At 66.4% G+C, this 10,919-nt stretch carries 8 protein-coding genes and 1 pseudogene; 3 read left to right on the top strand and 6 right to left on the bottom strand.

Annotated elements, in window-relative coordinates:
• Positions 1–219: pseudogene (locus tag BGN95_RS22495) on the top strand (TetR/AcrR family transcriptional regulator); the annotation flags it as partial.
• Between the two features lie 97 nt (positions 220–316).
• On the opposite strand, the gene BGN95_RS22500 reads toward BGN95_RS22495, so the two are convergent.
• Genes BGN95_RS22500 through BGN95_RS22510 form a run of 3 tightly spaced genes read right to left on the bottom strand, consistent with a single transcriptional unit; the run spans position 317 to position 3,965 of the window.
• Positions 317–1,513, bottom strand: a complete 1,197-nt coding sequence (locus BGN95_RS22500) for an aspartate aminotransferase family protein (RefSeq protein ID WP_286774067.1) — start codon at positions 1,511–1,513, stop codon at positions 317–319.
• Between the two features lie 14 nt (positions 1,514–1,527).
• A complete protein-coding gene (locus tag BGN95_RS22505) occupies positions 1,528–2,943 on the bottom strand; it encodes an FAD-binding oxidoreductase (RefSeq protein ID WP_286774068.1) in 1,416 nt (471 codons plus the stop codon).
• Positions 2,940–3,965 carry a DUF1338 domain-containing protein gene (locus tag BGN95_RS22510; RefSeq protein ID WP_286774069.1) on the bottom strand — a complete coding sequence of 342 codons (1,026 nt, stop codon included), beginning with the start codon at positions 3,963–3,965 and terminating at the stop codon, positions 2,940–2,942. Before BGN95_RS22510 ends, BGN95_RS22505 begins: the two co-directional genes overlap by 4 nt.
• A gap of 87 nt (positions 3,966–4,052) precedes the next feature.
• On the opposite strand from BGN95_RS22510, the gene gcvA reads away from it, so the two are divergent.
• Both gcvA and BGN95_RS22520 read left to right on the top strand, forming a co-directional pair.
• Positions 4,053–4,970: a transcriptional regulator GcvA gene (gene gcvA, locus BGN95_RS22515; protein ID WP_286774070.1), complete on the top strand. Its 918-nt coding sequence runs from the start codon at positions 4,053–4,055 to the stop codon at positions 4,968–4,970.
• 179 nt (positions 4,971–5,149) lie between these two features.
• Positions 5,150–6,595: an amino acid permease gene (locus tag BGN95_RS22520; RefSeq protein WP_286774071.1), complete on the top strand. Its 1,446-nt coding sequence runs from the start codon at positions 5,150–5,152 to the stop codon at positions 6,593–6,595.
• Positions 6,596–6,656: 61 nt separating this feature from the next.
• Here the strand turns inward: BGN95_RS22520 and BGN95_RS22525 are convergent, their stop codons facing one another.
• From BGN95_RS22525 to BGN95_RS22535, 3 genes are all read right to left on the bottom strand, one after another.
• Positions 6,657–7,226, bottom strand: coding sequence for a PEPxxWA-CTERM sorting domain-containing protein (locus BGN95_RS22525; protein WP_265311581.1), 570 nt, complete (start codon positions 7,224–7,226; stop codon positions 6,657–6,659).
• Between the two features lie 152 nt (positions 7,227–7,378).
• Positions 7,379–8,359 (bottom strand): 2-dehydropantoate 2-reductase, encoded by a 981-nt coding sequence (locus BGN95_RS22530; RefSeq protein ID WP_286774072.1) that lies wholly within the window; start codon positions 8,357–8,359, stop codon positions 7,379–7,381.
• 99 nt (positions 8,360–8,458) lie between these two features.
• Positions 8,459–10,762, bottom strand: a complete 2,304-nt coding sequence (locus BGN95_RS22535; RefSeq protein WP_286774073.1) for a TonB-dependent receptor — start codon at positions 10,760–10,762, stop codon at positions 8,459–8,461.
• Positions 10,763–10,919 lie beyond the last annotated feature (157 nt).

The raw sequence follows: 10,919 nt of genomic DNA on the forward strand, positions 1-10,919 counted from the left end.
GTACGCTCGCTGGTCGAGGTGATCGTCGCCCAGACCAGCGACCCTGAAGCCGACGGCCGGGTTCGCAATATCGTGTTGCTGATGGCGGTGACGGCATTCGGCGATGCGGTGATCGGGCCTCATATCCGCGATATGCTCGGCGAAAACGACGGCGCGATGCGCGATCTGACGACGCGCATCCTGCCCTATTTCCTGCTGCACGCCCCCGCCGTGCCCTGACCGGGGCGCGCCCGCGATCAGGCGCTCACCGCCAAGCCGGGGCACCGGCGGGGTCGATCAACGCATCGAGGTCCGCCGGCCCCGCGGGCCGGACGCATCAAGCCGCCTTGGGCTGCGCCGCGCGCACGGCCGCGCAGGTCGCCTCGAACCGGCGCAGCGCCTCCGCCGCATCGTCCTGTGTCATGTTGAGCGGCGGCAGAAGCCGCACGCAATTGTCCCCGCCGCCGGCGACGAGCAGCCGCTGATCGCGCGCCGCGGCCATGAAATCGCGATTGTTGGTGACCAGCTTGACCCCGATCAGCAATCCCTTGCCGCGGACATCGACGATGACATCGCCATAACGCCCGGCGATATCACGCAACCCGCGCGACAAATCCTCCGCCAGCGCCGCGGCATGCGCGAGCGTATCAGGGCGCGCGATTTCGTCGAACGCCGCGATCGCCACCGCCATCGCGAGCGGGTTGCCGCCGAAGGTCGAGCCGTGCGCGCCAAAGATCATCCCCTTCGCCGCCTCCGCCGTGGCGAGGCATGCGCCGACCGGAAAGCCGCCGCCGAGCGCCTTGGCGACCGCCATGATATCGGGCTCGGTGCCGGGGAACCATTGGTGCGCGAAAAGCTTGCCGGTGCGCCCCATGCCGGATTGCACCTCGTCATAGATCAGCAGCACCCCCGCCTCGGTGCAGCGGCGACGTACTTCCGCCAGCCACTCGCCGCTCAACGCGCGCGCACCGCCCTCGCCCTGCACCGGCTCGACGATCAGCGCCGCGGTGGTTGGCCGCGCGATCGCCGCGGCGATCGCATCCATGTCATCGAGGCCGAGCTGGACATAGCCCGGCAGCCGCGGGCCGAAGCCGTCGATATAGGCCGCATTGCCCGAGGCATTGACCGCGGCATAGGTGCGGCCGTGGAATGACCCGGCGAACCCGATCACGTCGATCCGCTCGGGCTGGCCGTTGGCGGCGTGAAACTTGCGCGCGGTCTTGAGCGCGCATTCGATCGCCTCAGACCCCGAATTGCCGAAGAACACCACGTCGGCAAAGCTGTTCGCGGTCAGCCGCCGCGCCAGTTCCTCCTGCCCCGGGATGCGGAAGATATTGGAGAGGTGCCAGATCTTGCCGGCCTGTTCGGTCAGCGCCGCGATCAGTATGGGATTGGCGTGGCCCAGCCCGTTGGTCGCGATCCCGGCGACGCAATCGAGATAGGCATCGCCGTCCGCGGTATAGAGCCAGGCGCCCTCGCCGCGCTCGAACACCACGGGTGCGCGGTTGTACACCGCCATGATCTTGTCGGACACGAGAGACTTCCTTTCTAGATGCTGGTTGATCCGAAATCGACGCGGCCCAACCCCTGCGGCGCGAGCAGCCGCTGGATTTGCCCCGAAACACGCCGCACGCCTTCGGGGACGAACCGCGCATAATGTTTGATGTTGCGCGGGCCGATGCCGTGTTCCGCGCTGAAACTGCCGCCGAATTCCTCGACCACCGTGGCGAAGACATAGTCGCGCACCGCCTCGCCGACGGCGGGATCGAGCGCGCCGGCGGTGCCCGGCCAGACGAGATTGAAGTGCAGCCCGCCGTCGCCGATATGCCCGAAATCGCACACCGCCAGCCCCGGCCAGCGCGCCGCGACACCGGCCGCGACCTCATCGCGAAACCGCATCACATCGCCGCGGCGGAGCGCGATGTCGCAGGCGATGACTTGCCCGGATGCGCGCAGCCCTTCGGGGATCGCGTGGCGGATCGCCCAGAGCGCGTCGCGGCGATCGACCGCGACATCGATGATCGCCGACCCGGCATCGTCGATCAGCCCGGCCAGCGCCTCGCCCAGCGCGTGTTCGAGCGCATCCTCGCCGAGCACCGGCCCGCTCGAAAGCTCGATCAGCACGGCATAAGGCGGGATCGGCCCGGGAAACGGATTGCGCAGCCGCGGGACATGCGCGAAGGCCGCGGCGAGCGCATTGGCGGACATGCCCTCGAACGCGGTGATCAACGTACCGAAATGCGCTTCGAGCAGCGCGGCGAGCCCGGTCGCGGCATCGGCGCGACGCAATGCGACCAGCGCGGTGACCTGCGCCGCCGGGCGCGGCTGAAGCCCCAGCGTCGCGCGGGTGACCACCCCGAACGCGCCGGAGGTGCCGGCGACGAGCTGCTTGAGATCGACGCCGACATTGTTCTTCCAGAGCGCGCCGCCGAGTTCGAGCGCGGTTCCCGCCCCGTCGGCGAGGACGATTTCGAGCCCGAGCAGATTGCGCCGCACATCGCCGTAGCGCAGGAAACGCGCGCCGCCGGTGTTGGCGGCGATCATCCCGCCGACCGACGGATCCGCGCCGAGATCGATCGGGAAGAACAAGCCGTCTTCGTGCGCGGCGGCGTTGATCGTCGAGAGCAACGCGCCACCCTCCGCGGTGACGCTGCGGTTGGCGGCGTCGATCTCCACCACCCGCGACATCCGCTCGAGGCCGAGGATCAGCATCTCGCCGCGATCGTCGGCGAGCCCGGCACCGACCAGCCCGGTGCGCGCGCCCTGCGCGATCACCGCCACGCCATGCTGCGCCGCAAGCCGCAGGATCGCCGAAACGCCGCTCGTCGTCGCGGGGCGCGCCACCGCCAGCGCGCGGCCGGCGTGCTGCCGCCCGTCGGTCTCATAGCGTTCGAGATCGCTGCGTCCGACGAGGACATTGTCCGCGCCGATCGCGTCGCCGAGCGCGGCCAGCAGATCGTTCATGCCGCCTTGGTCATCGCGAAGATGCCCTGCGCATTGCCGCTGTCGAAGGTCAAATCGAGCGCGCCCGTCGCCGGATCGATATCGCGGGTGATGAATTCGTAGAACGAGCCCGGCACCAGCCGCGTGACGACGCCGCCCGCGGTATCGATGAAACGCCGCGCGACGGGATCGGCACGAAACGCGGTCTGGCGCACCCGGCCGTTGGTCGACACCTCGACCGCATCCTTCATCGGCCGCCCAAGCGCGCGCTGCGCCGCGGCGAGCGCTTCGACATCCGCGACGCGATCGGTGGCGTGATTGAAGGCATTGCCCTCGGTCGCGATCCACGCCGCCTCGGCCGAATGCGCGAGCAACAGCTCGTAATCGGTCACCCGCGGCGCATTGTGATGACAGGCAAAGGCGCCGACGATCTCGGGAAGCGCGGCCGCCGCGACATCGAACGCGACGCAGCCGGTCGCGGCGAATCCGGCCAGCGCGCGATGCGCCGCATCGCCGAGCGGATCGCGCGACTTGCCGAACACCCGCCGCGCCGCTTTCTCGAATACGGCGCCGAAACGTTCGACGTGCAATTCGCTGACGAAGAATTGCGCGATGCTTTCGGGGGCGTCGTCATGACGATAGGCGCGGCCGGTCATGCCGATACGGGGCAGCGGATAGACGCCCGCGACGCTATAGCCGAGCGGCTTCAGGATACGCGCGAAGGCATCCTCGCCGGCGGGAAGATCGCCGGTCGGCCCCTCGGCAAAACGGATCGTGCGCAACGCGCCGTGATCGAACATGATCCTGCCGCCCGCCGCGACCACATCGCCGACATAGGCCGCACCCGAGGGCACGCGCGCGAGCAGACCGTGGAACAACACCAGGTTGAGCGCCGCCGCGAAACTCTTGCGCGCGACCGATCCGTTGTCATGGCTGTCGAGCGCGGGATCGAGATCAAGCTTGGCGATCGCGGCACGCGCGCCGTCGCCGCCCAGCACCCCGGCGGCGAGCTTCAGCACCACGCTCTCATTCGAACTTGTCATTTACGCCTCCGGTCTTAAGGATTTCACTTCCTCGATTTCAGTCGTTCCGCAAAACGACAAAGGCGCATGTTCATATGAGCAAACGGAATGAATGACGCCGCGCGCCGCTTGTTGCCGCCGATGGCCGCGTTGCATTGCTTTGCCGCCGCCGCGCGGCACGGCAATTTCTCCGCCGCGGGCAAGGAAGTGGGGCTGACGCAAAGCGCGGTCAGCCGGCAGATCGCGCATCTCGAAAGCTGGCTGCAGATGACGCTGTTCGAGCGGCGCGGCCGGCGCGTCGTGCTGAGCGCCGAGGGCAGCGATTATGCCGAAGCGATCACCCCTGCGCTCGAACGCATCCGCCGCGCGACGGCGCGCGCGCTCGAACGGCGGCCCGAGCAGGAATTGTCGATCTCGACACTGCCGAGCTTCGGAATGCGCTGGCTGGCGCCGCGGCTTCCCGGGCTGACCGAGCGGCATCCCGATCTGATCGTCAATTTCCTCGCGCGGTCCGACGAATTCGATTTCGCCGACGAAAACTTCGATGCCGCGATCCATTTCGGCCTGCCCGATTGGCCGCACGTCGAGCATGACCTGTTGTTCCGCGAGGCGGCGATTCCGATCGCCTCGCCGCGCCTGCTCGCCGATCATGCGGTGGAGACCCCCGCCGACCTCGCGCGGCTGCCGCTGCTCGTGCAATCATCGCGGCGCAACGCCTGGTCGCAATGGTTCGCCCAGGCCGGCGTCGCGGTCCCCGCGCCGGCGATCGGGCCGAGCTTCGAGCATTTCCTGATGCTCGCGCAGGCGGCGGCGGCCGGCGCCGGGGTGGCGCTCATCCCGAGCTTCCTGATCGAGCCCGAGCTTCGATCGGGGGCGTTGGTATGCCCGTTCGATCTGCCGATCTCGGGCGAACAGGCTTATTATCTGGTCTATCCGCCCGATCGGCTCGCCAATCCGATGTTCCGCCATTTCCGCGACTGGATCGTCCGGGAAGCGCGCGGCGACAGGCAGGAGCCGGTTGCCTAGGGTATCGCGCACGAAATGTGATCCACCCCGGCACAAGGCCACGTTTTCGCACGCCCCTCCCAGCCTTCCGCGCTTGCGTGTTATAATTATAACATATAATGGCTACTGCCGACTAATATAACAGCGCGGCAGCGCTGCAGGAGGGGTTTCTTGAGCATCATTTCGCAACGGCGCCGCGCATGAAGCCGCTGGCACGCCAGACGATCGCCGCGCTGCAAGGGAACCCCCAGCAGAACGGCGAGCTGACGCGCAACATCGGGTTGTTCGCGCTGATCTGCTTCGGGGTCGGGAGCACCGTGGGCGCGGGGATCTTCGTGCTGACCGGCACGGTCGCCGCGCAACATGCCGGGCCGGCGGTGGCTTTGTCCTTCCTGATCGCGAGCGCGGTCTGCCTGCTCGCCGGGCTATGCTATGCCGAGCTGGCGGCGATGATGCCGGTCGCTGGCAGCGCTTATTCCTATAGTCACGCCTCGATGGGCGAAGCCGCGGCGTGGATGGTCGGCTGGTGCCTGCTGCTCGAATATCTCTTCGCGGGGGCGATCGTCGCGATCGGCTGGTCGGCCTATCTCCAGTCGGTGCTGCACGATATCGGCATCGACTTTCCGGCGCTGTTCGCGAAGGCGCCGTTCGAATTGTCGGGCGATCGACAGCTCGTCGCGACGGGATCGCTGATCGATCTGCCGGCGGTGCTGCTCACGCTCTTCTGCACCCTGCTCTTGCTGCGCGGCACCGAATTTTCGGCGCGGGTCAACAATTGGATCGTCGTCGCCAAGGTCGCGGCGATGCTGCTGGTCGTCGCGACCGGATTTGCCTTCGTCGATTATGCCAATTGGACGCCGTTCGTCCCGCCCAATGCTGGGACGTTCGGTCGATTCGGCTGGTCCGGCGTGCTGCAGGGCGCAGGGGTGCTGTTCTTCGCTTATGTCGGGTTCGACGCGGTCTCGACGCTGGCGCAGGAAGTGCGTGATCCGCAACGCACCGTCCCGCGCGCGTTGCTCGCCTCGGTGGGGGTGACGACCTTGCTCTATGCTTTGGTCGGGCTGGTGATCACCGGGCTGGTCAGCTACCGGCTGCTCAACGTCGCCGATCCGGTCTATATCGCGCTCAGCAGCGGCGGGCCGGCGCTGGCGTGGACCAAGGTGATCATCGGTTTCGTCGCGATCGCCGGGCTGATCTCGGTGCTGCTCGTCACCTTGCTCGGGCAGGTGCGGATTTTCTACGCGATGGGGCGCGACGGGCTGTTGCCGTCCGCCTTCACGCGGGTGCGCACGGGGTCGCACGTCCCGCATGTCGGCACCGTGGTGACGGGGGTGATCGCCGCGATCGCCGCGGGGCTGTTGCCGCTCAGCCTGCTCGGCGAGCTGATCTCGATGGGCACCCTGTTCGCCTTCGTGACGGTCGCGGTCAGCGTGGTGATCCTGCGACGGCGCGAGCCGGACGCGCATCGCCCGTTTCTGGTGCCGCTCTATCCATGGACGCCGCTGCTCAGCATCGCGGCATGCCTCTATCTGATGTGGAGCCTCCCGCAGGATACATGGCTGCGGCTGGCGCTATGGCTCGTCGCCGGCGGCGCGGTCTATTGCCTCTATGGGCTGCGCCGGCGGCGCAAGGCGCGCGGATCGTGACGCAAAAAAGGCCGCGCCGCCGCGCTGGATCCAGCGTGGCGGCGCGGCCGATCTTTGGGGATCAGGCGAAGCTGACCTTCGCGCGGCGGTGACGCATCGTCGCGCCGACCAGGCCGAAGCCCATGATCATCAGCGCCCAGGTCGCCGGCTCAGGCACGCCGCCCGGGTTGAAGGGGGTGGTCGAGAACAGCACGGCGTTCGAGGTGCCGCCCGGATTCTTGCCGAGGATCTCGATCACGCTCGCCGGGTTGGTGAGGTCGAGCTTGTAGATCGCGCTCTGGCCGCCGCCCTGGCCGCCCCAGTGGATGCCGATGAAGGTCTCGCCGAACAGCTCGGGCGCGCCGCCGAACGACAGGGTCGTCGCGCCGCCGAGGTTGGAGAGCTTGAGCCCGGCGTTCGAATAGAGTGCGCCGAAATCAATCCCGCTCGCGTCGAAGCCAAGGCCGGAAAGCATCGACTTTACCGTATTGGTGTTGCCGCCGCCGTTGCTGAAGATGTTGCCCGCGACATAGCCGGAGCAGGACGAAGCGCCGCTGACGTCGGAGGTCAGGCAGGTCGCCGCCTCGGCCGAGGTGGCGAGCGCGCCAAGGGTAACCCCTGCCGCGAGGAGCGCGAACTTGAACGATTTCATAATCTGGTTTCCTCACTCAACAAACCGGATCGACCAGAGCGAGCCGGCACACAAAACGACCTGATGGTGAGGCGCCCCGTAAACTTTGGTAACCTGCGGTAACAATCTGTTAATTCTTACACTATGGACGGCTGTCCCATAACGGGACGTTTTCAGGCCGGATAGAGCCCGCGCTCTTTCCCGAACAACCGGGTCAGCCCGGTCAGCGCATCGAGCGCCGGCGTCTCGACGCCCAGCTTCGCGGCGATCTCGCGCGGGGCGGACAATAATTGGTCGATCTCGATCGGCCGCCCCGCCTCGACATCCTGCAGCATCGAGGTCTTGAACCCGCCGAGCTGCCGCGTCACCGCCATGCGATCCACCCCGCGCTCGGCGATCGCGCAGCCGATACGCGCGCCGATCGCCTGCGCTTCGGCCATCACCCGCAGCGTGAAGCCGGCGACCAGCGGATCGTCGAGCATCCGATCGGTGGTCGCGCCGGTGATCGCCGAGATCGGGTTCATCGTCATATTGCCCCACAATTTGTACCAGATCTCATAGCGGATGCGCTCGCTGCGCTCCGCCACGAAGCCCGCGTCGGCGAACACAGCGCACAATCGATCGAGCCGCGCGCTGCCCCCACCCGCCGGTTCGCCGAGGATCAGCCGATTGCCTGCCTTGTGTGCGATATGGCCGGGGCCGATCGCGGCGGCGGAGGCGTGGACGACGCTGCCGATCACCCGATCATAGCCAAGCGCGGCGGCGATCGCGCCGTCGGCATCGATCGACGCCAGCGCGGTGGCGGGCAATTCGCCGCCACCGCCGAGCAGGAACCACCAGGGAACGCCGTTCATCGCCGGCAGGACCAGCGTCCCCGGCGCGATCATCGGCGCGAGGCGCGGCGCGACGGCCGCCAGCGCAGGGCCCTTGAGCGCGATCACGATCACGTCCTGCGCGCCGAGCGCCGCCGGATCGTCCGACGCCGCCACCTGCGCCGTCAGCGTTTCGTCAGCGATGTCGAGCCGCCAGCCGTGCGCGCGGATCGCCGCGAGCGTCTCGCCGCGCGCCAGCACGCTGATGTCGTGGCCACGCTGCGCCAGTCGCACCCCGATCCACCCGCCGATCGCCCCGGCCCCGATTATGCCAACCCGCATCTATGCCTTTGCCTATGCGTTTTTATGCCTTCTCCCAATCTGGATGAGGATGCCGCGCGGGTCGAGCCTCTCTTTCCCGAAGCAGCGATGCGATCGCCTTCAGAAGTGCTTGCCGATCCCGACGCCGATCGTGCGCGGCCGGTTCGCCGTGTAGAAAACATCCGGACCGGAGAAGTTCGAGTGCGCGTCGATAAAGTCGCGATAGGTCTTGAAGCGCGTGTTGAAGAGATTGTCGACGAAGACCCGCGCGTTCCAGCCGCCGCCCTCGATGCGTAGCGACACATTGGTCAGCCAATAGGAATCGAGCGGCAGATATTGCGGGTTGAGGCTGGCCTTGGCGAACTGGCCGCTGGTGCGATCGAGCACCGGCTTATACGGCCCGAAATCGGCATAAGCATTGCTGCTATAGGTCGACAGCCAGTTCGCGCCGATCTTGATCCCCTGCCCGATCTCCGTGGCATAATCCGCCATCAGCGACAGCGAGTGGCGCGGCACCAGCGGCATATGCTCGCCGTCGAAGCCGATATGATCGATGGTCTGCGTCAGCTTTGCGTCGGTGTAGCTATAGCCGATGTTGAGCGAGACGCCGCGCAGCCCGACGTCGCGCGCCTGCGCCTCGATCTCCAGCCCCTGCGACACCGCCTTGCCGGCATTGCCCAGATAACTGAAGCCGAGCGGGGTGCGGACGGTCGTCTGGATATCGGACCAGTTGATCCGGAACAGATCGGAACTGACATAGACCCGGTTGTTCAGCAGCGAGAACTTCCCGCCGATCTCGTAACTAACGATATTGTCCGAGCGAAACTGCCGCCCCGCCGGCGGAATACCGGTATTGGGCGTGGTGAGGTTGAAGCCGCCGGGCCGGAAACCCTGCGCGACGGTTGCGTAGATCAGCCCGGCCTTGCCGAACTTGTAGGAGGTGTTGAACCGCCAGACCGTGCCGGTCTCCTTATAATGGCCGTTGGATATGTCGCCGGGCAGCGGCGTGGAGCGCGCAAATCCGTTTGCGTCGCGCGCATCGATCCCCAGCCACTGATCGATCGAGTAGAAATTGCCGGTGCCGCGATCGTCGAACCAGCGGCCGCCGACCGACGCCTGCCACGCCGCTGTGAGATTGTATTTGAGCTCGCCGAAAAACGCGACCTGACTGGTCAGCTTCTTGTCGCGATACGTATATTCCTTGTCGTCGGCCAGTCTTGCGCCGAGGATATTCTGTTCGAAAGCCGCCTGCCCCGGGAACGGGATCGGCACCGATTCCTGATAGTTTTCGACCGACTTGGTATTGTTATAATATCCGCCGACGATCCAGTTGAACGGCCCGTCCGATTTCGAAACCAGCCGCACCTCCTGCGTGAAGGCATGCGATCGCGCGTGGCGCGTCGCGAATACGGTGAATTCGGGGATATCCTCGGGGCTGAGGAAGCTTCCGTAGATCGAATCGCGAATATAGAAAGTGTTGTCGAAGCTGCCGTCCCAATGTTCGTTGCTATAGGAGGAGCTTGAAGTCAGCGACGCCCAGCCGAAATCGTAGCTGATCGTCATATTGGCGAGCTGTGCGGTATAATCGGCGTGGCCCGGATAGGTGAAATCGACCGTATCGGGCCGCTGGCTTTCGCGCACCGAATTGCCGTCTCCGTAATGCGCCGCCTGCCGATTGTAGGTCAGCGCGATTTCGAGATTCGGCGCCGGCTTGATCAGCACCGCGATCCGCGCGGAGGTCGTGCGGTCGCGATTGACGTCTTTTCTGCCGAGCCTGACATTGTCGATAAAGCCGGCATTGTCGAACTGACCGATATTGGCGCGAACCGCGATCCAGTCGTTGACCGGCACGTTGATCATCCCGGTGACGTTGTAATTGGTCCCGCCGTGATCGGTGCCCGAAACCTCCCCGGTCACCCGCCCCTCGACCTGTTTCGTATCGGGCTTCTTCGAGATGTAGCGGATCGTCCCGCCGATCGCGCCCCCACCGAACAAGGTGCCCTGCGGCCCGCGCAGCACCTCGACCCGGTCGATGTCGACCAGCTTCAGATCGAGCGGTCCCGAATGATAGGGCAGGTCCATCGGCACTTCGTCGACATAGACCGTCGTCGTCGGCGCAAGCCCCGCCTCGCTGCCGGTGCGCAGCCCGCGCAGCACCAATGTCGCGCCGCCGAGCGGGCCGCGGTCCGCGATCGACAGGCCGGGGATGGTGCGCGCGATATCCGCGATGTTGAGCGCGCCGGTCTTGGTCAGCGCATCGCCGGTGATCGCCTGGATGTTGAACGGCACGTCGCGGACCGTTTCGTCACGCCGCGTCGCGGTAACGAGGATCTCGTCGTTGGTCGCCGCGCCCGGTTGCGCGGCGGATTGCGCCGCGGCGGGCGCCGCAAGCCCCAGGCACGACGCGAACGAGCCGAGGCTCATCATTACGATTCGGATTTCGCTGCACCGGCGTCCCAACACCATTCCCCTCCTGTAGTGCTGCGCCGATCTCGCACGAAAAGTGTCGTAATCGGCCATACGACACTTTTATGTCATTGGCGGGAGGGTGTCAATTATGTATCATCCGGCCCCGCAGGAC

Origin of the sequence: Sphingomonas sp. 66-10 (genome assembly GCF_001897045.1) — a bacterium.
Lineage (GTDB): Bacteria > Pseudomonadota > Alphaproteobacteria > Sphingomonadales > Sphingomonadaceae > Sphingomonas > Sphingomonas lycopersici.

Excerpts from the sequence above, each read along its gene's own strand:
- BGN95_RS22505 (WP_286774068.1), bottom strand. The coding sequence starts at position 2,943 with ATGAACGATCTGCTGGCCGCGCTCGGCGACGCGATCGGCGCGGACAAT.
- BGN95_RS22510 (WP_286774069.1), bottom strand. The coding sequence starts at position 3,965 with ATGACAAGTTCGAATGAGAGCGTGGTGCTGAAGCTCGCCGCCGGGGTG.
- gcvA (WP_286774070.1), top strand. The coding sequence starts at position 4,053 with ATGAATGACGCCGCGCGCCGCTTGTTGCCGCCGATGGCCGCGTTGCAT.
- BGN95_RS22520 (WP_286774071.1), top strand. The coding sequence starts at position 5,150 with ATGAAGCCGCTGGCACGCCAGACGATCGCCGCGCTGCAAGGGAACCCC.
- BGN95_RS22525 (WP_265311581.1), bottom strand. The coding sequence starts at position 7,226 with ATGAAATCGTTCAAGTTCGCGCTCCTCGCGGCAGGGGTTACCCTTGGC.
- BGN95_RS22530 (WP_286774072.1), bottom strand. The coding sequence starts at position 8,359 with ATGCGGGTTGGCATAATCGGGGCCGGGGCGATCGGCGGGTGGATCGGG.
- BGN95_RS22535 (WP_286774073.1), bottom strand. The coding sequence starts at position 10,762 with ATGAGCCTCGGCTCGTTCGCGTCGTGCCTGGGGCTTGCGGCGCCCGCC.